Genomic DNA, 17,627 nt, shown 5'->3' on the forward strand with positions numbered 1-17,627 from the left:
TTCCCCGGCTCCCTTGAACGTCCACGCAGAAGCTGTCCGTCGAAACATTCTGCTGCTCTGCGGGCCGACGTCCTCGATCCTTCGCCGCCCTCGTTCACAGAATCGTCGCGTGAGTGTCACTGCGGCTTCTCACCAGAGCGATAGACGCCCTTTGTCAGTAGGACTTAGGAGCGAACATGTTCGACAGGACGATCACAGCTTGCCTTGCTGCGGGGCTTGCCATGGGCGGTCTCGGCGCAATGCCGGCGCAAGCTGCCGACAGACCCGACATCGTCGTCGCCGTCGCAGACAATCCGCCGACGCTGGAGCCAGGCAAGGAACTCTCCAATGTCGGCACCCGGATCACCTACTCGGTATTCGACACCCTGATCCGCCGGGACTTCCTCTCGGGTGAAGGCGGCGGCGGCGCCAAGCTCGTTCCATCGCTCGCGAAGAGTTGGGAGCGGATCGACGACACAACACTCGAAGTGAAGCTCCGCGAGGGCGTCACGTTCCACAACGGCGCCGCGTTCAATGCCGACGACGTGGTCTTCACCTTTTCGCCCGAGCGCCTGATCGGTGAGGACTCGCCGCTGCCACAAGGTCGGGCCTATTTCGGCGTACTCGACCGGGTCGAGAAGCTCGACGACTACACCGTGCGCTTCGTCACCAAGGCGCCGGACCCGCTTCTCGAGCAGCGCCTCGCCTCCTGGGCCTCCTGGATCGTCGACAAGGACGACTGGCTGGAGAAAGCCGAAGGCAAGAGCTTCGCCCAGTTTCCAGTCGGCACCGGTCCCTACATGCTCGACGAGTACCGGGCCGATCAGTACATCCGGCTCGACGCGTTCGACCAGTATTGGGACGGCGAGCCGACCGCGGCGACCGTGACCTTCCGCAGGGTGCCGGAGCCGGCCGCCCGCATCGCCGGTCTCGTCAGCGGCGAGTTCGACATCGTGACCAATGTGGCGCCGGACCAGATCGCCCAGATCGACGCCTATGACGACATCGAGACGCGCAGCGTTGTCCTCGCGAACTCGCACGTCCTTGTCTACAACACCGACCATCCCGTGCTGGCCGACAAGCGCATTCGCCAGGCGATGAACCTGGCAATCGATCGCAAGCTGCTCGTTGATGCGCTCTGGAATGGCGATGCCGTGGTGCCGAACGGTCACCAATATCCAGAATATGGCGACATGTACCAGGCCGAACGCCCCGGTTTCGCCTACGATCCGGACAAGGCCCGTCAGCTCCTCGAAGAGGCCGGCTACAACGGCGAGGCGATCATCTACTCCACAGAGCCGCAATACTACCTGAACGCCTTGCCGGCCGCCCAGGCGATCCTGGAGATGTGGAAGGCTGTCGGCTTCAATGCCGAGCTAAACGTGATGGAGGATCTCGACTCCCTCTCGAACGACGAGTTGATGGTCCGCAACTGGTCGAATTCCACCCGCTATCCCGACCCGGTCGGCGGCTTGTGGAACACCTGGGGCCCCTATGGCTCGGCCCAGAAGACCTGGGAAAGCTGGACGCCCGACACGTTCAACCAGATTGGTCAGGAGCTTGAGACGACGCTCGACCACGACAAGCGTTTTGACCTCGCCGTCGATCTGATGGACACCTGGGAGGACGATGCGCCCGGCACGATCCTGTACCAGCCGCTGGAGACCTACGGCGTACGCAAGTCTCTGAAATGGCAGCCTTACACCTTCTATTACATGGACCTGCGGCCCTTCAATCTGGAGGACGGGGCCAAGGGCTCGTGAACCTCTCCCTCCCGCCAACGGGAGGCGCCGGCTTTGCCGGCGCCTCCCCCGTTTCGGATGTCTCGATCGCTCCTGCCGATACTGCGGCTCCGGTCCTTTCGATCGAGGGGATGACCATCGGCACGGATACGGTGGATCTCGTTCTTGACGCCTCGCTTCATGTCGCCGCCGGAGAAACGCTGTGCCTTGTTGGTGAAAGTGGCTGCGGCAAGAGCCTGACCTGCCTCGCCACGATGGGCCTGCTGGCGGATCCCGTGCACCTGAAGGCCGGTCGCGTCAGCCTTCTCGGCAACGATCTGACCGGCCTCGACGAGCGGACACTGCGGCATTTGCGCGGGCGCGACATCGCGATGATTTTCCAGGATCCAGCCGCCTCGCTGAACCCGGTGCAGCGGGTCGGCCGCCAGGTCGCCGAGGCATTGGTGGTCCACGAGGGGGCTTCGTGGAAAGTCGCGATGCGCCGGGCGGTCGAACTTCTTGACAAGGTCGGAATTCAGAACCCGCAAGCGCGCGCCGGTGCCTATCCGCATCAATTGTCGGGCGGCATGTGCCAACGGGTAATGATCGCCATGGCACTCGCCTGCAGCCCGCGGCTGCTCGTCTCCGACGAAGCAACCACGGCGCTCGACGTCACCACCCAAGCGCAGATCCTGAAGCTGATGAAGGCTCTGCAAGACGAGACGGGAACGGCGATGATCTTCGTCACTCACGACCTGTCCGTCGTCGCCGAGATCGCCGACCGCGTCGCGGTGATGTATTCTGGCCGGATCGTCGAGACGGGCACGGTCGACGACATTTTCGACCACCCTGCCCACCCCTATACGCAGGGCCTGATGAACTGCCGCCTGCATGCGCTGTCGGCGACGGACGGACGGCTCGCGGCTATCGGTGGAACGGTGCCGCGGCCGGCGGCGCGCCCCACCGGCTGCGCGTTTCGTCCGCGTTGCGACAAGCAAGCCGATCCATGCGCGACCTGCCCGCCTCCACGGCCCTATGCCGGGTCGCAGACCGTCGCATGCCACTTTCCGGGCCAGAGCTGATGAGCGACCCCATGCTCGCACTTCAGGCCGTGAGCCGGCGCTATGGCGGCAAGCACGTCTTGCTCCGCCGCGGCGATCCGGTCAGCGCCGTCAAGGACGTCACCCTGACGCTCTGCCCGGGCGAGACGCTCGGGATCGTTGGCGAGAGCGGCAGCGGCAAGTCGACGCTCGGCCGCATCGCGGCGGGCATCGAGGCGCCCAGCGAGGGCCGGGTCACCTTCGACGGCGAGCCCTATGCGGCTATCGACACGGCAGCATGGCGCCGGCAGCGCAAGACCGTCCAAGTCGTCTTCCAGAACCCGTCCCAGGCCCTCGATCCACGGCTGGCAATTGCCGCGCAGATCCACGGCGCCATGGCCGCTCATCGGATCGACGCGGTGGTGAACGGCGAGGACAAGACGCAGACCCTGCTCGCCCGTGTCGGCCTTGCCGGGCTCGGATCGCGTTTTCCGCACCAGTTGTCCGGCGGCCAGTTGCAGCGCGCGGTGATCGCCCGGGCGCTCGCTCTGTCGCCGCGGCTGATCGTCTGCGACGAAGCCGTCAGCGCACTCGACGTTTCGGTGCAGGCGCAGATCCTCAACCTGTTGAAAGACCTCCAGGTCGAGTTCGGCGTCGCTTACCTCTTCATTTCCCATGATCTCGGCGTGGTGCGCCACATCAGCCATCGCATCGCGGTGATGCAGCGCGGACGGATCGTCGAGACAGGGCTGGCGAGCGAGGTCTTCGCCCGCCCGGAAGATCCTTACACGCAATCGCTGATCGCGGCGCTGCCGGCGGCCTCTCCCGCCATGCGCCGAGCCCGCGAAGCGGCGGCCCAAGCCGCCTAGGAATCCTACCCATGCCTTTCTCCGTCATGAACAGACCGGCGATCGTCGCCCATCGCGGCTTTTCGGCCGCGCACCGTGAAAACTCGCCCGATGCCTGGAGGGCCGCATACGAGGCCGGCGCCGACTTCGTCGAGGCCGACATCCGCATGACCCGCGACGGGACGCTCGTGTGCTGCCACGACGGCGATCTTACTCGGCTTGCGGGCCGTCACGACACGATCGCGGATATCGACGTGGCAACCCTTGCCGCAATCGCTGCCAACGGTGCGGCGGCAGCACCGCCTCTGGCGCTGCTGTTCAGCGTTCTGCCGGCCGGGCAAGCCATCCTTTTCGACATCAAGGACGAGCGGCCCGAAGCACTCGATCGCATCGTCGCGGTGTCAGAGGCTTGCGGTCGTGACAGACCTGTCTTCGGTCTCCATGACATCGCCTCGGTGCGCCACGTCAGAGCCCGGACGAGCGCCGCCATATTGGGCCTTCTGAAGGACCCTGACGAAGAAGAGGCGTTCTTCGCGGCCGGCGGCACCATCCTGCGCCTGTGGGAGTGCGACGCGAGCCCGGAGCGCCTCGATGCCGTCAATGGCCGGAACCGCCGGGTCTGGGTCACCACGGGTCATCACCACACCGGCCGCGACGTCGGCGACTTCGTGCCTGAGGCCCTGCGCCGCATGGCCGCCAACGGCGTTGCCGGTTTCCTCGTCAACGATCCCGCCGCAGCGCGCGATGCCCTTGCCGGCCATCAGCCGGAGGCCCGCGCATGAACCAAGGCTCGACCCTTCTCGTCTGCTTCGACGGACTGCGGCGCGACCGGGCCACGGCCGAACGAATGCCGAATCTGGCCCGGTTCATCGCAGGCGGCGTCGACATGACCCATTCGCGCAGCGTCTTTCCGAGCGAGACCCGCGTTGCCTCGACCAGCACGGTCACCGGCTGCGCTCCGGGCCAGCACGGGCTCGTCGCCAACCAGTTCATCCATCCGGAGGTCTCGGCGGCGGGTCTCTTCAACACGGCGAAGCGTGACAATCTCCTGCGAGCCGACGCGCTCGGCGTCCTCGTCGATCGCGAGAGCCTCGGCCATCGGCTTGCGCGCGCAGGCAAGCGCTTCGCCGTCGTCAGCACGGCCACGCCCGGCGCTACCTTCATGATGAGCTACGGCGCGGGCAGTCTCGGACAGCCGGTGTTCTCGGTGCATGAGGGGGTCGGAACGCCGGACGTCATGCGGCAGGCTGAGGACCGGTTCGGTACAGTACCAGAAGGCGCAACGCCCAACTCGGCAAGGATTGACTATGCGACGCGAGTCCTGACCGACCTCGTCTATCCTGCGTATGGTCCGGATCTGGCAATCTTCTGGATGTCGGATCCGGACATCACCTCGCACGGGTTTGGGATCGACGGGCTCGAGACGATCGCCGCGCAGCGGGGCTGCGACGACGCCTTCGGGCGCCTTCTCGATTGGTGGGAGGCCGGCGACGGGCCGGAAAACATCATGGTCATGTCTGACCATGGCCAGATCACCGGCACGCGCCGGGTCGATCTGAGGGCAGCCCTGCCCGACCATGTGGACCATCTGGCGCCCGGTTATTTTTCCGGCCTCTATCTCCCCGAACCATCCCGCGAGACGATCGCCGCGACCGTCGAAAGACTGGCGGCCGAGCCGTGGTGCGGGCTGGTCTTCGTCAACCTTCCCGGCGAGCCGCAGGCCGCCGTGCCGGGCGCGATCGCGGCCTCGGCCATGGGCGGCGGCCATCGTCGCTCTGCGCCCGTCTCTTTCACGCTCCGAGCTTCGACGGGCCCCGAGCCCGGCTCGCCGGAAACCTGCCTGTTCGTCGGCGGGATCGATCCCGGCGGCGGCATGCATGGCGGCCTCGCCCGAGGCGAGCTCTCGACCGTTCTCGCTGCGGCCGGGCCGGCATTCCATCGCGGCGTGCGATCGGCGACACCATGCTGGCTGCCCGACATCGCGCCGACGCTACTGGCGGTCCTCGGTCTTGCAAGCGACGGAACCAGCGGCCGCATCATGCATGAGGTCCTGGCAAATCAGGACGGCGGCGCTGCGCGCGTCGAGCGCCGCAGCCTCATGGCCGCGGTCGGCGACCACCAACAGATCGTCGAGCAGTGGCTCGTCGACGGCCGGGCAATCACCGATTACGGCTGGTCGAACGGACCGGGAGACCTGCTGCAATGAGCCCGCGTTTCGTCCTCACGAAGCTGCTGCGCGCGTGTCTGACGCTCGTTCTGGCGGTGACCTTCGTCTTCGTCGTCCTGCGCATGTCCGGCGATCCGGTCACGCAGATGCTCCCCGACGACACGCCGGCGGCCGTGATCACGCAGTACCGCACGATGTGGGGTCTCGACCGTCCGCTCCCGGAACAATATCTGCGCTACGTCGCGGGCCTCGTCCGCGGAGATTTCGGCTTTTCGTTCCGCGACGACCGGCCGGCGCTCGAAATCGTCCTAGAGCGCGTGCCCCTGACGCTTGAACTAGGTCTCGCGGCGCTTGCCCTCACGCTGCTTCTCGGGCTCGGAGCGGGTATCCTGGCGTCCCTGAACCGTGGGAACGCGATCGATCACGCGACCATGGCCTTCACCATCTTCGGCCATTCGATGCCGAACTTCTTCCTTGGCATTCTGATGATCCTGCTCTTCGCAATGACTTGGCGGGTCCTGCCCAGTTCGGGTGCCGGCAGTATCGAGCACCTGATCATGCCGGCGGTGACGCTCGGCACCAGCTACGCCGCCACGGTCGGACGCTTTACCCGCTCGTCGCTGCTGGAAGTCTTGCATCAACCCTTCATGCGGACAGCCAGGGCCAAGGGCGTGCCGTTCGGGCGTCGGATCATGGGCCACGCACTGCCGAATGCCGGCATCCCGATCGTCACGGTCATCGGTCTTCGCATAGGGGCGCTGATCGGCGGTGCGGTGGTGGTCGAGTCAGTCTTCGCATGGCCGGGCGTCGGCCAGCTTCTCGTCAATGCCGTCGCCTTCCGCGATCTCGCCGTCGTCCAGACGGTCGTGCTGCTGATCGCCTTCACCATGGTCGTCGTGAACTTCCTCGTCGACATCCTCTATGGTTGGCTCGACCCACGCATCGGCGCTGGCCGACGGGAGGCGCAGGCATGAGCACCTCCGTCGATCCGATCCTCACCGAACCAGAGACGCAATCAACGCGGCGACAGCGCCGCCTGCCGGTGGTCGTCAGCCTGTGCAGCGCCTGGCTCTTCCTCGTTCTTATCACGGCCATCGGCGCAGACCTGATCGCGCCTTACGGCTACGCCGAGCAGAGCCTGCTCAATCGCCTTAAGCCACCAGCCTTTCTCGGCGGCGACCCGGCCTATATTCTGGGTACTGACGGGCTAGGTCGCGACGTCTTCTCGCGGCTCCTGTACGCCCTGCGCACAAGCGTCCTCATCGCGTTTTGCGGCACGCTGATCGGTTCCGTGATCGGCACAATGCTCGGCTTTCTCGCCGCCCATTTCCGCGGTTGGGTCGACGAAGTCGTCATGCTGCTGGTCGATTTCCAGGCGTCGATGCCGTTCCTGATCATCGCGCTGGCGATCCTCGCCTTCTTCGGCAACAGCTTCGAACTGTTCCTCATCGTGGTCGGTTTCTATGGTTGGGAAGTCTATGCGCGCCTGACGCGCGGGCTGGTCCTGCAGGCGAACGCGCAGGGCTACGCCTTCGCCGTCCGCACGCTCGGCGTCCACCCGTTCCGCATCTACGTCCGCCACGTACTGCCCAACATTCTCAGCGTCCTCGTGGTGCAGGTCACCTTGAACTTTCCGGAACTGATTCTCTTGGAGACCTCGCTGAGCTTTCTCGGGCTTGGCGTCCAGCCACCGGAAACGAGCCTGGGGTTGATGCTCGGCGAAGGGCGGAACTACATCGCGACGGCCTGGTGGATGGCAATCCCAGCCGGCGTCGTAATCTTCCTGACGACGCTGTCGGTAAGCCTGCTCGGTGACTGGCTGCGTGACCGTCTCGATCCAACCCTGCGTGACGCGGATTAGGCCACTGACTCATTAGCTGCGATCCATAGTCGGACGGCGGCGAGTTTGACGAGTGCGAGATAGCGTCGTGCTTTTCGTAGCGGGTCGTGATGGCGCGGCAGTGTTTGATGCGGTTGAAGAACCGCTCGACCACGTTCCGGAAGCGATAGAGATAGCGGCTGAAGGGGGCTTTTCGCGTCGGTTGGGCATCGGCTTTGCACAAGCCCAGCCGCCTTGCGCCTTCATTTGGCGACGCAAAGCGTCGCTGTCGTAAGCTGCATCGGCAAGCAGGGCCTGCCCCGGGCCGATTGTGTCGGGCATGCCAATGGCCGAGCGCCCGTCATGGGCCTGCCCGGCGGTGAGAGCCAGCTTCACAGGTAGCCCGTCGGCATCGACAAGGGCATGGATCTTCGTCGTCAATCCGCCCCGCGAGCGCCCCATACAGAGGGCGACGGATCGTGCCAGGCTGGCGGCTTCGGCGCCCCCTTTTTTGCCGCCTGACGTTGCTGGCATGCTGGTGAACCCTGATCGAGGAGGAGTCGGTCGACTGCAGATAACCATCGTAGGCCACCGAAACGGCATCGAAGATGCGGTCCCACACACCGACCTTGCGCCACCGCACAAAGCGATTGTAGCAGGTCGTCGCCGAACCGTAGCGCTCCGGAATGTCGGCCCATGGCGACCCAATGCGAAGCCGCCAATAGATGCCGTTCAGGACCTTGCGGTCATCGGCACGTGGAACCCCGCGCGGCTTCTTCGGCAAAAGTGGCTCGATGATCGACCATTCGAAATCGGTCAGCTCGTAGCGGCGCTGCGACATTGCAAACTCCTTTCGGAGCTTGAATCATCCCGCAGCCAAATCCGCTACCCGTTTATGAGTTCGTGACCTAGTGGCCGCGAGCGCTCCCTGCGATTTAGCTTTGCGCATTCCGATCCCGCTCGCTCTGCCCTGCCCCGGCACCTCCGGGAAGCCACCTCTCGCGATGGACGATCCAGCTCTCGTACGTGGGCGCCAGATCCGTCGGCGCGGCGTCGAGGCACCCGCGGCGGACCTTGAGCTCTCCGTTGCCCTCGACGCTGAAGAGCCACGAGCCGCGGGTCGGGCAGAAGTGACGGTGGACGAAGTCCCGCCCATCCCCGGGTATCGCCGGTGACGGTGACGACCGCTTCTGCAAAGACGGCGAACGCCAGGTAGGGTCCGCCTGTCTTCTTCCGACAGACGGTGCGGTGGCAGAGGCCGACGCGGATCGGGTCGCCGCGCATCTCGAGGCGGACCGCGCCGCAGTTGCATCCACATGTCCTGACCGTCATGCCGCCTCCCTAAGCAGCCTCTTCGTTCATTCCCTTTGGCACACGACCTCGATGTTATTGCCATCGAGGTCGTGGACGTAGGCGGCATAGTAGGACGGATGATATCGGGCGCGGATGCCGGGCCGACCATTGTCCCGGCCGCCGGCGGACATGGCCGCCGCGTAGAAGGCATCCACCGTGGCACGGTCGGGCGCGGCGAAAGCGAGATGAACACCACCAGGCGCGGGCTCGCCGTCGTGAATCCACAGGCGCGGGTATCCGTCGCTTCCCAGGCCATGCCGCTTGGTGCCGCTCGCCGAATGATCCGGCGAAACCGACACGATGCAGGCCACGCCGAGGGGTCCGAGCGCCGCCTCGTAGAACGCCCTGGCCGCATCCGCGTCGGAGACCGGGATCTCGACATGGTCGATCAGCATGGGACTTCCTCCGTCGCGCAGAGAACGACCTTTCCCGTGAGGCGGCCGGATTCAAGGTAGCGGTGCGCGGCCTGGACCTCAGTCAGTGGAAAGGTGCGGTCGATGACCGGCCGCAGCGCGCCTCGGCGAACAGCCTCGCGGATGTAATCTCTAGCGGCGGCGAAGCGCTCGGCATTCTCCGTCACCTCGAACAGTTCCGAGAAGGTCAGCGTCCTGCGATCGAGCGCGATCAGGGGCAGATTGACCCGGGCGGCCTTGAAGTCCGGAGAGCTCTGCGCGCCATAGGAGATGATGTGGGCGCCTTCAGCGGTAGCGCCGATGCATTCGGCGAGCGTGTCGCCACCCACCGCTTCGATGACCAGACCGACTCCGGCTCCCCCGGTGATCTCCTCGACGCCCTTAGCCAGATCACCGGCCGAGCGCGTGACGATGACCGCGGCGGCGCCGGTGGCCAACAGCGAAGTCTCTGCGTCCTTGCGGCGGGTGGTGGCAATGGCGCGGAGCCCCAGATCGCGCGCCATCTGCAAGGCCATCAATCCCACTGCCGAAGTGGCGGCCGTTACCAGAACCCATGTTCCTGCTGGTAGGTCGTGGCGAGCCATCATGTTCCATGCCTGCAAGGCTGCCATCCAAAGGCCCGCCTCCTCCGCCGACGTCAGTTCCGCGATGGCGGACGCGACCGCGTGAGCGGGAACATTGGCATCGGTCGCATAGGTCCCCGTCCCCATGATGGGCGAGACGACCGGGAGAACCGCGACCCGGTCGCCCGGCGCAACATGACTGACGTCGGCACCGACGGCGTTCACCACGCCGACAGCTTCGTTGCCCATCGCTGAAGGAAAGGCGGGCGCGATCACGTAATGGTCGCGCCGCATCAACGCGTCGAACCGATTGGTGCCGACGGCAAGGATCCGCAACTGGACTTCGCCTCGGCCCGGCTCCGGGAGATCGAGGGGTTCGAGCTTCAGGACTTCGGGACCGCCGAGTTCACGATAGACAACGCGTTGGGCAGTGGACATGGAAACCTCTAATGGAGTGAAGCCGACGCAGATCGTTTGGCGCGGCAAGATTGGAAAGGGATAGTGGGGGACGTCAGGTCCCCGGGGCTGCTTGAACCGAGCTACGCCGAGGAAGCTGGTGGTCGGTTCGTCGGCTCCGATCTTTGCCGGACAGACATCCTTGCGGCGAGCTCGGCGGGCCTCAGACCTGCGAGGCGCCGCCGTCGGCAAAGAGCTCGGCGCCGTTGACGTAGCTGGCCGCGTCGCTGGCGAGGAAAGCCACCGCGCGTCCGATCTCCTCCGGCTCGCCGATGCGACCGATGGTACTCTGGCCGTTGAGGAAGGCGATCGCGGTTTCGGCCTCTTCGGGCGTCGGAAACATGTTCCGAAGAGATGGGGTGTTCACCGGGCCCGGGCTGAGGAGGTTGATGCGGATGCCGCTTCCCTTGATGTCAAGGACCCAGGCTCGGACGAGCGCGCGAAGGGCGGCCTTTGTTGCACCGTAGACGCTGAGCCCCGGGCCCGGACTGATCGATGCGGTCGAGCCGACGATGACGATCGAGCCGCCCGGGCGCATCAGAGGCAATGCGTGCTGGACGGTGAACACCACGCCCTTGACGTTGGTGTCGAAGATCCGGTCGAACGATCCTTCAGTGATCGATCCCAAAGGCTCCAGCTCTCCCTTGCCAGCGTTCGCGACCAGGACGTCGGCGCGACCATGCTCGGCGCCGACCTGCGAGAACAGTCGGCTCAGGTCCTCCAGCTTCGAGACGTCCGCCTGCACCGCGGCGCTCATCTCGCCAAGCATGGCGACGGCTTCGTCGAGCTCCTTCTGGCGCCGACCCGTCACCACGACGCGGGCGCCCTGGCTCACCAGCTCCTTTGCAATGGCGAAGCCGAGGCCCGTCGCCCCGCCCGTCACGACGGCAATCTTTCCTGCGAATGTCATAAGCTCGTTCCCGGTACCGGAGGCATCATCGCCACCATTCATGTAGCGGACGCTATATGCACGACAATGCGCTGGCAAGCGTTTTATATACCATTCACTACATACAAGAGATGGTGTCGGCTTGTGCGTCGGTGTAGCGACCGTTATATCATGGGTCGAAACGGAGGGTTTGATGGAGGCACAGAAGCGCAAGCGGCGGCCGGCGTTCGATCGCGAGGAGGGTGTTGCCAAGGCGCAGGCACTCTTCCACCGACATGGCTACGACGCCGTCAGCATCGCCGATCTGACCAAGGAGCTCGAGATCAACCCGCCGAGCCTCTACGCTGCCTATGGCAGCAAGGCCGAACTCTTCGAGCGCGCGATGAAGCGTTACTCGTCGTTGCACGCGTTGCCGCTCGACAAGCTGCTCGCTCCTGGACGTCCTCCTGCCGAGGCGTTGAACGCGCTTCTTGTTGCCAGCGCCCGTCAGTATGGCGGCGACGCGGAACTCAAGGGTTGCCTCGTCACGGAGGGGATGCGGGCAGACGACGAGACCGCGCGGCGGATGGCCATGGAGCTAGGGCGGGGCGCCATGGATGCCATCCATGCCTATGTGGCGCTCCATCATCCGACCCGCGCCCGGGAAATCTCCGACTACGTCCTCGTGACCATGCGCGGCCTGTCGTCCTTCGCGTGCCTTGGCATGTCGCAGAAACGATTGGTCGAGGTTGCGCGGATGGCAGGCCGCACGCTGGAGGGCGAGTTCCAGAACGTTGGCGTACCGCCAGACGCCGCTTAAGTGCTCACCGTCAGAGGTCGGTGATCGTCGTCCCTGAGATTGTCTCGGCAAAGCCTGCTCCGAACACCCTGACCGGGGTCTGGAAGCCGGGTTCGTGTTCGCCCGCCAGCACCCGCCGCGCGGCTTCGACGGCAGCCAACGGCGTGTAGGAGTAGCCGTTCACGGTTTCGATAACGGAGCGGGCGGCCGTCCCGTCGGCCCCGGTGACCTCGGCCACCGCTCGTGCGCGGTGCGCATCGCGCTCCTCGGCGCTGGGTCCGTCCGGCAACGTCGATAGGTCGCCCTCGGGGAAAGCGTCACCAGATACGTGGACGAACATCTCGATGTTCGGGATCTCGGTGGAACGCCAGGCGGTCACCAGATCGCCGAACGACAGCGGCGCACAATCGACCGCGCCGTCGCCGAAGTTGAAGGATGCGAAGCTCGTGTCGGACTTGGTCACAAGGGCTCCGTCGACACGAGCCATCAACCCCGCACCGATGATCTCTCCCGCGCTGACTGCCGAACCTCGGGACATTGATCCGGCGACCTGGAGGGCGATCCGTAGCCGTCTCGGATCCTTCACCCGGCTCATCACGTGGGCGGCCAGGCAGTCCGTCGGCACCACGTCCCAGCCAACGCCCGGGAGCAGCATCGTTCCCGCGGCTTCGGCCTCACCGCCCAAGGCTTCGGCCCGGCGATAGACGTTGATCTCGGCGGTAATGTCGAGGTAGTGGGCACCGACCTTCATGCAGGCCCGCATCAGCGGCTCCGCGGTCTTGGCGAATGGACCCGCGCAGTTGAGCAGTACCGAACATCCGGCTAAGTGTTTGGGAAGTTCGCCTGCGTCATCGAGCGAGAAGACACGATGGGCAACACCCAGCTCGACCGATGCCGCGTCCAGCTTGGGGGCATCCCGCCCGGCGATCTCGAAGTCGAGCCCGACAGCCTTCGCCCGGTCCGCCGCCAGCCGACCCGTGTACCCGGTGGCGCCGTAGATCAGTAGTTTCGTCATGGTTTATTCCTTTCCGACGCACCGAGGGTCGGCGTTCGTGCGGGTGTAAGGTTCAGGTGTCGCCAAGCGTGGACTCGAGGCTGCGGCGCTCAGGCCGACGTCACTCGAGATCAGCGTCGATGCGAACGATGAACCCATCCTGATCGACCGAGACATCCAGCAGTCCGACCTCATGGCCGAAGTCGCCGGTGAAATCGGCCCGCACCCGGGTACGGTCCGTGGCCACTGCCTCGATCGACAGAAGACGCGTGACGGAGTGGTAGCCGACGAAGAACTGCGTGACGTAATCTCGGATACCGGGGTGGCCGTCGAAGCGCTGGCCTGTCGAGGGATCGTCGATCACCGCTTCCGGCCTGAAGAGTGCAACGGCCGCGTCAACGTCGAAGGCGTTGCACGCCGCGATCAAAGCCTCGGCCGCGCGATGCATCTTGCCTTGATCGGACATGGCATCAGCTCCCTTGCTGCCAGCTCTTGTGCACGAACTCGAGGCTGTAGCCGTCGGGGTCGAGGACGTTGGCGGCGTAGTAGCGTGGGTCGTAATAAAGCCGGGCCGAGGGCTTGCCGTTGTCGGTCGCCCCGGCCGCCATCGCCGCGGCATAGGCGGCATCGACCGCGGCGTTGGATTTTGCGACGAAGCCGACATGGGCGGCCCGCCCCTCGACTATCCCTGGGCGCAGCCAGAAGAAAATGCGGCCGTCGCAGCCGAACCCCTTCAGGTCGGGATGCCCGGGTGGACCGTCAGCGCCGTCGTAGTCGACGCGGTCCGTAATGCCGAGCGGCGCGAGGGTCGCGGTGTAGAAGGCGATCGAGCGGTCGAGATCGCTGACCGAGATGAAGACGTGGTCGAGCACGGGACTCTCCTGCGGCTGAGTTTGGACGGGTGGTTCAGATGACGTAGCCGCCGGCGACCTCGATGGTCTGGGCGTTCACCCAGGCATTGTCGTCCGAGAGGAGGCCGGCGATCATCCGACCGACGTCGTCGGGCTCGCCAACGCGGCCGAGTGCGGTTTGTCCGGCGAGGAGCGCCTCGAACTCGTCGTTCAAGCCGCCACCGAGGTTGGTGCGGATGGCGCCGGGCGCGACAGCGTTGGCCCGGATGCCGCGGTCGCCGAACTCCTTGGCCATGTAGCGGGTCAGCACCTCGAGCCCGCCCTTGAAGGCGGCATAGGGCGCGACGCCGGCGGTGGCGACGCGAGTGGTGGCGCTGGTCAGGTTGATGATCTGCCCGCCGCGCGCCATCAGCGGCAGCAGCGCCTGTGTCAGGAAGAAGGGCCCCTTCAGGTGCACGTTGAACAGGTCGTCGAAGTCGGCCTCGGTGACGGTCTCGATTGGGTTGCAGAGGCCGTAGCCCGCGTTGTTGACCAAATGATCGAAGTCGGCTCGGTCCCACGTCGCCGACAGTGTCTCGGCTACCTGGTCCCGGAAGGCAGGAAACGAAGCGGTGTCGGAGACGTCGAGCTTCAGCGCCACGGCCTTGCCGCCCTCGGCTTCGATCGCCCGGACCACCTCCTCGGCGCCGTCGGGATGGCTGTTGTAGGTAACGATGACACCCGCACCGCGCCGGGCGCAGTTGAGTGCGGTGCTCCGGCCGAGGCCGCGGCTGGAGCCGGTGATGATGGCAATCTTCATTGGTGTTCTCCGCGTTGTCCGTGGCTCTTTTCTACCGCCGCCACGGACAGGAGGTCGGGCCCGATCCTGTCCGGTTCTTGCCTATTCCTGCTTTCCGGCTTGCGCGCCCGGTCGCCGACTGCAAGCCTCGAGGTATGGAAGATCGCCTGAACGAACTGCGCGCGTTGGCCTCGCATGCCGAGAACAGAAGAACCGACACGGGTATCCCGCGCGTCGCCATGGTGCAGGGAAAGATTCCCGAGCACGAGCTCTCCGCCGTCTACGACCCGATGATCAACCTCATCCTCCAGGGGCGGAAATCGATGACGATCGGCGACCGCACGCTGGACTATGATCCCGCGAGCTACTTCGTCATGTCCATCGATCTGCCGGCGGTGGGGTCCATCCACGCGGCGGCGACGGGCGAGCCCTACCTTGCGGTCAGCCTGACGATCGATCCGCACGTTGTCGCAGGCATGCTGGCGGATGCACCGCCCCTATCCCATGCCAACCTGCACGTCGGCGGCTTCTCCGTTGCCTCGGTAACGCCCGACCTGCTGGACGCCTGGGTGCGAATGCTGCGCCTGATGAGGGTTCCGGGCGACATCCCGGTTCTCGCCCCTGCCTACGAGCGGGAGATTCTGTACCGGGTCCTGCAAGGGCCGCACGGGGCGATGCTGCGCGACATTGCCATGCCGGACACCGCCCTGTCCCGCATGCGCCTCGCGATCCAGTGGATCCGAGGCAACTTCCGCAGCCCGATGCGCGTCGAGGCATTGGCAGACATGGTGGCGATGAGTGCTTCCGCCTTCCATCGGCACTTCAAGGCGGCGACCGCGATGAGCCCGCTCCAGTTTCAGAAGCAGATCCGGCTGCTCCATGCCCGAACCCTGCTTATCGGCGGGGCCGAAAGCGCCGCCGCTGTTGCCTTCGAGGTCGGTTACGAGAGCGCCTCGCAGTTCAGCCGAGAGTACGCGCGGTTCTTCGGCCTTCCGCCGTCCCGTGACGCCGCCAAGGTTCAGAGCGAACTCGGACGCCCTTCCTGACGTCCAAGCTGCGGGGCGCCGTCCTGACCGCTTGTCCTCGACTCTGTAAGGCGCGGCGGCGAGCTTGTTATGCATCAGCGTCGGAAAGTTCGGTTCTTCTCGACCATCGAACTCGTCAACACGCTCGAACAGGAGAAGGCCAAGGCCGGCTAGTTGTCCGAGACCCTTGCGCGTCTCGACCTCGTGGTCTTAGACCAGCTTCGATGCCTGCCATTCAGTGCCTCCTGCGGCGCGCTGCTCTTCCATCTGCTGAGCAAGCTCTACGAGCGCACCAGCGTTGTCATCACGGCGAATCTGAGCTTCAGCGAATGGGCCACCGTCTTCTGCGACGCCAAGATAACCACCGCCCTACTCGATCGACGCATCCATCGCTGCCACATTCTCGAAATCGGAAATGACAGCTTCCGCTTCAGGGCGAGCACCGCGGCCACCAACCGCAAGAGGAAGGAAGGCGAACATACCTTGACCCAGACATGACCATCTCAACTCAACTCGAAGCCGGATTACTCCTCGATGGACAACCCGGGTCAGTTCCGCGTGGGAATCAACACTTCTGTCGGTCAAGTGAGAACCAAAAGGACGCAGTAGGCTCGAGAAGCCGGCAAGCAAGTTCGGAGCGGAGATCGTACTCGCCGATCGGGCCCAGTTTAGATGCAGGCACCAGGACGGCAGGACACCGACCGGGCCCTTCGACGCACGAGTTGGGAGAGTTCGCGAGTTCAGGCAGCAAGGGTAAATACCCCGACCAGGAACCATCTCTGACTGCGGAAACCGGGCCGAAAGAAGACCGTCCGCTTCTGGAGCGTTGTCGCAAATAGCCGTCATTCCGCTCACGACCCAGAAGAGCCGCTCGTGGTGCTGCCTCCCTTTGCACTACACAGACATCCGTCGTGCAAACCAGAAATGGGAAAACTCGCCTCATCAACTGGCCAGCAACGGTTCCGCCGCCGCTGCCACACGCTCCCTCGCCTCTGTCCCAAGCCGCTGGATCGGTCGCGGCAGCTCCATTTTTCCGAGACCTAGTAGATCAAGGAGCACGTACATGACGCGTAGGCTTCCGAAGATCTGGAAGACCTCCCAAAGCGGCGACAGCTCGGCATCGATGCGACGTAAGTCCTCGGCATTGCCCGCCCGCGCAGCGCGCGCGAGGGCAACGACCGGACCGGGCAGTGCGCCGCCGAGGACGCTGTAGAAGGCATCCGCCCCCGCCAGTAACGCATCCGCAGTGCCCCAGTCGCCGCTGTAGCCGACCGCAAGCTCCGTCCGGTTGCGCAGGGTGGCGAGCTCGCCAGCGTAGTCGCCGTCCGAGGGCAAGGGCATCTTCACGGCCCGGATCGTCGGGAGGCCGGAGAGCCGCTCCAGGAGATCGAAGCCGAAGGTGAAGTGGGTGGTGCCGGGATTGTTGTAGAGGCAGATCGGCAATCCGGAAACATCCGTCACGGCCCCGTAGTGCTCGAAGGCTTCGTCCTGCGTCAGTGGCGTGTAGGAGACCGGTGCCATGAGCAGCGCGTCGGCGCCTGCGGCCTCGGCGTCCCGTGCAAGATCCTGCGCCCAATCCGTGCGGAGCGCCCCGGCGCCGACGACGAGCGGTAGGCGCCCTCGTACGCACTCCACCGCGGCTTTCGCCGCTCGAAGCCGCTCTTCCCTTGTTAGGTAGGCGTAGGTGCCGGTGGAGCCAAGAAGGCCGATCGAATCGACGCCCGCTTCGCACAAGCGGTCCAGAAGCCTCGCGAGCATCTCGACATCGACGCGCCCGTGTTCGTCAGCAGGCGTGATCGGGAAGGCGCACAAGCCGTGGAAGGGAGAAGGACCGGACATCGTCAGCTCCGTTGCGATTGGCACACGCCGCGCATCAACTCATTAGCGCGGCTTCTAGCTCTTATCGGTTTCAGGGGTCTAAAGGCGAGGATGCGGAAAGGGTAACGGTCAGGC

General features: G+C 65.1%; 17 protein-coding genes and 2 pseudogenes. 10 read left to right on the forward strand and 9 right to left on the reverse strand.

Annotated features, from left to right (window positions below):
* Positions 1-176 precede the first annotated feature (176 nt).
* Genes J3367_RS17910 through J3367_RS17940 form a run of 7 tightly spaced genes read left to right on the forward strand, consistent with a single transcriptional unit; the run spans position 177 to position 7,616 of the window.
* Positions 177-1,742, forward strand: a complete 1,566-nt coding sequence (locus J3367_RS17910) for an ABC transporter substrate-binding protein (RefSeq protein WP_421461894.1) — start codon at positions 177-179, stop codon at positions 1,740-1,742.
* Positions 1,739-2,782: an ABC transporter ATP-binding protein gene (locus J3367_RS17915; protein WP_244495470.1), complete on the forward strand. Its 1,044-nt coding sequence runs from the start codon at positions 1,739-1,741 to the stop codon at positions 2,780-2,782. The genes J3367_RS17910 and J3367_RS17915 overlap by 4 nt, the downstream gene beginning before the upstream one ends.
* A gap of 11 nt (positions 2,783-2,793) precedes the next feature.
* Entirely contained in the window at positions 2,794-3,609 is an 816-nt protein-coding gene (locus J3367_RS17920; RefSeq protein WP_051141644.1) for an ATP-binding cassette domain-containing protein, read from the forward strand.
* Positions 3,610-3,635: 26 nt separating this feature from the next.
* Positions 3,636-4,370 carry a glycerophosphodiester phosphodiesterase gene (locus J3367_RS17925; RefSeq protein WP_024351792.1) on the forward strand — a complete coding sequence of 245 codons (735 nt, stop codon included), beginning with the start codon at positions 3,636-3,638 and terminating at the stop codon, positions 4,368-4,370.
* Positions 4,367-5,794: an alkaline phosphatase family protein gene (locus tag J3367_RS17930; protein ID WP_024351793.1), complete on the forward strand. Its 1,428-nt coding sequence runs from the start codon at positions 4,367-4,369 to the stop codon at positions 5,792-5,794. The genes J3367_RS17925 and J3367_RS17930 overlap by 4 nt, the downstream gene beginning before the upstream one ends.
* Positions 5,791-6,729: an ABC transporter permease gene (locus tag J3367_RS17935; protein WP_024351794.1), complete on the forward strand. Its 939-nt coding sequence runs from the start codon at positions 5,791-5,793 to the stop codon at positions 6,727-6,729. The genes J3367_RS17930 and J3367_RS17935 overlap by 4 nt, the downstream gene beginning before the upstream one ends.
* The gene (locus J3367_RS17940; protein ID WP_421461898.1) at positions 6,726-7,616 is read left to right on the forward strand and encodes an ABC transporter permease; all 891 of its coding nucleotides are present in this window, start codon (positions 6,726-6,728) and stop codon (positions 7,614-7,616) included. Before J3367_RS17935 ends, J3367_RS17940 begins: the two co-directional genes overlap by 4 nt.
* On the opposite strand, the pseudogene J3367_RS17945 reads toward J3367_RS17940, so the two are convergent.
* The 4 genes and pseudogenes from J3367_RS17945 to J3367_RS17960 form a co-directional block, all read right to left on the reverse strand.
* Positions 7,613-8,415 (reverse strand): annotated as a pseudogene (locus J3367_RS17945) (IS5 family transposase). The gene J3367_RS17940 and the pseudogene J3367_RS17945 overlap by 4 nt on opposite strands.
* 517 nt (positions 8,416-8,932) lie before the next feature.
* Complete coding sequence (locus J3367_RS17950) at positions 8,933-9,322, reverse strand: VOC family protein (RefSeq protein WP_029703588.1); 390 nt, start codon at positions 9,320-9,322, stop codon at positions 8,933-8,935.
* On the reverse strand, positions 9,316-10,341 hold the full coding sequence (locus tag J3367_RS17955) for a zinc-dependent alcohol dehydrogenase family protein (protein WP_024351797.1): 1,026 nt from the start codon (positions 10,339-10,341) through the stop codon (positions 9,316-9,318). The genes J3367_RS17950 and J3367_RS17955 overlap by 7 nt, the downstream gene beginning before the upstream one ends.
* 181 nt (positions 10,342-10,522) lie before the next feature.
* The gene (locus J3367_RS17960; RefSeq protein WP_024351798.1) at positions 10,523-11,269 is read right to left on the reverse strand and encodes an SDR family NAD(P)-dependent oxidoreductase; all 747 of its coding nucleotides are present in this window, start codon (positions 11,267-11,269) and stop codon (positions 10,523-10,525) included.
* 172 nt (positions 11,270-11,441) lie between these two features.
* Between J3367_RS17960 and J3367_RS17965 the strand changes: the two genes are divergently transcribed.
* On the forward strand, positions 11,442-12,047 hold the full coding sequence (locus tag J3367_RS17965) for a TetR/AcrR family transcriptional regulator (RefSeq protein ID WP_024351799.1): 606 nt from the start codon (positions 11,442-11,444) through the stop codon (positions 12,045-12,047).
* A gap of 10 nt (positions 12,048-12,057) precedes the next feature.
* Here J3367_RS17965 and J3367_RS17970 read toward each other — a convergent pair whose 3' ends face one another.
* The 4 genes from J3367_RS17970 to J3367_RS17985 all read right to left on the reverse strand — a co-directional run bounded on the left by J3367_RS17970 (position 12,058) and on the right by J3367_RS17985 (position 14,670).
* Positions 12,058-13,041, reverse strand: coding sequence for a saccharopine dehydrogenase family protein (locus J3367_RS17970; protein WP_024351800.1), 984 nt, complete (start codon positions 13,039-13,041; stop codon positions 12,058-12,060).
* A 100-nt stretch (positions 13,042-13,141) separates the two neighbouring features.
* Positions 13,142-13,486, reverse strand: a complete 345-nt coding sequence (locus tag J3367_RS17975; RefSeq protein WP_081651978.1) for a nuclear transport factor 2 family protein — start codon at positions 13,484-13,486, stop codon at positions 13,142-13,144.
* 4 nt (positions 13,487-13,490) lie between these two features.
* Positions 13,491-13,892, reverse strand: coding sequence for a VOC family protein (locus J3367_RS17980; RefSeq protein WP_024351802.1), 402 nt, complete (start codon positions 13,890-13,892; stop codon positions 13,491-13,493).
* Positions 13,893-13,926: 34 nt separating this feature from the next.
* Positions 13,927-14,670 carry an SDR family NAD(P)-dependent oxidoreductase gene (locus J3367_RS17985; protein ID WP_024351803.1) on the reverse strand — a complete coding sequence of 248 codons (744 nt, stop codon included), beginning with the start codon at positions 14,668-14,670 and terminating at the stop codon, positions 13,927-13,929.
* Positions 14,671-14,804: 134 nt separating this feature from the next.
* Between J3367_RS17985 and J3367_RS17990 the strand changes: the two genes are divergently transcribed.
* Both J3367_RS17990 and J3367_RS17995 read left to right on the forward strand, forming a co-directional pair.
* Positions 14,805-15,695, forward strand: a complete 891-nt coding sequence (locus J3367_RS17990) for an AraC family transcriptional regulator (RefSeq protein WP_024351804.1) — start codon at positions 14,805-14,807, stop codon at positions 15,693-15,695.
* A 54-nt stretch (positions 15,696-15,749) separates the two neighbouring features.
* Positions 15,750-16,172: pseudogene (locus J3367_RS17995) on the forward strand (ATP-binding protein); the annotation flags it as partial.
* Positions 16,173-16,616: 444 nt separating this feature from the next.
* On the opposite strand, the gene J3367_RS18000 reads toward J3367_RS17995, so the two are convergent.
* Entirely contained in the window at positions 16,617-17,513 is an 897-nt protein-coding gene (locus J3367_RS18000) for a dihydrodipicolinate synthase family protein (RefSeq protein WP_024351805.1), read from the reverse strand.
* Positions 17,514-17,627 lie beyond the last annotated feature (114 nt).

The sequence above is a fragment of the Aurantimonas sp. NFXS3 genome (genome assembly GCF_049132005.1).
Lineage (GTDB): Bacteria > Pseudomonadota > Alphaproteobacteria > Rhizobiales > Rhizobiaceae > Aurantimonas > Aurantimonas coralicida.

What these genes read in the sequence shown, in the direction of transcription:
- J3367_RS17925 (WP_024351792.1), top strand. Translation starts at nt 3,636, where the DNA reads ATGAACAGACCGGCGATCGTCGCCCATCGCGGCTTTTCGGCCGCGCAC.
- J3367_RS17965 (WP_024351799.1), top strand. Translation starts at nt 11,442, where the DNA reads ATGGAGGCACAGAAGCGCAAGCGGCGGCCGGCGTTCGATCGCGAGGAG.
- J3367_RS17950 (WP_029703588.1), bottom strand. Translation starts at nt 9,322, where the DNA reads ATGCTGATCGACCATGTCGAGATCCCGGTCTCCGACGCGGATGCGGCC.
- J3367_RS17930 (WP_024351793.1), top strand. Translation starts at nt 4,367, where the DNA reads ATGAACCAAGGCTCGACCCTTCTCGTCTGCTTCGACGGACTGCGGCGC.
- J3367_RS17920 (WP_051141644.1), top strand. Translation starts at nt 2,794, where the DNA reads ATGCTCGCACTTCAGGCCGTGAGCCGGCGCTATGGCGGCAAGCACGTC.
- J3367_RS17975 (WP_081651978.1), bottom strand. Translation starts at nt 13,486, where the DNA reads ATGTCCGATCAAGGCAAGATGCATCGCGCGGCCGAGGCTTTGATCGCG.
- J3367_RS17960 (WP_024351798.1), bottom strand. Translation starts at nt 11,269, where the DNA reads ATGACATTCGCAGGAAAGATTGCCGTCGTGACGGGCGGGGCGACGGGC.
- J3367_RS18000 (WP_024351805.1), bottom strand. Translation starts at nt 17,513, where the DNA reads ATGTCCGGTCCTTCTCCCTTCCACGGCTTGTGCGCCTTCCCGATCACG.
- J3367_RS17970 (WP_024351800.1), bottom strand. Translation starts at nt 13,041, where the DNA reads ATGACGAAACTACTGATCTACGGCGCCACCGGGTACACGGGTCGGCTG.
- J3367_RS17985 (WP_024351803.1), bottom strand. Translation starts at nt 14,670, where the DNA reads ATGAAGATTGCCATCATCACCGGCTCCAGCCGCGGCCTCGGCCGGAGC.
- J3367_RS17940 (WP_421461898.1), top strand. Translation starts at nt 6,726, where the DNA reads ATGAGCACCTCCGTCGATCCGATCCTCACCGAACCAGAGACGCAATCA.
- J3367_RS17955 (WP_024351797.1), bottom strand. Translation starts at nt 10,341, where the DNA reads ATGTCCACTGCCCAACGCGTTGTCTATCGTGAACTCGGCGGTCCCGAA.
- J3367_RS17935 (WP_024351794.1), top strand. Translation starts at nt 5,791, where the DNA reads ATGAGCCCGCGTTTCGTCCTCACGAAGCTGCTGCGCGCGTGTCTGACG.
- J3367_RS17990 (WP_024351804.1), top strand. Translation starts at nt 14,805, where the DNA reads ATGGAAGATCGCCTGAACGAACTGCGCGCGTTGGCCTCGCATGCCGAG.
- J3367_RS17910 (WP_421461894.1), top strand. Translation starts at nt 177, where the DNA reads ATGTTCGACAGGACGATCACAGCTTGCCTTGCTGCGGGGCTTGCCATG.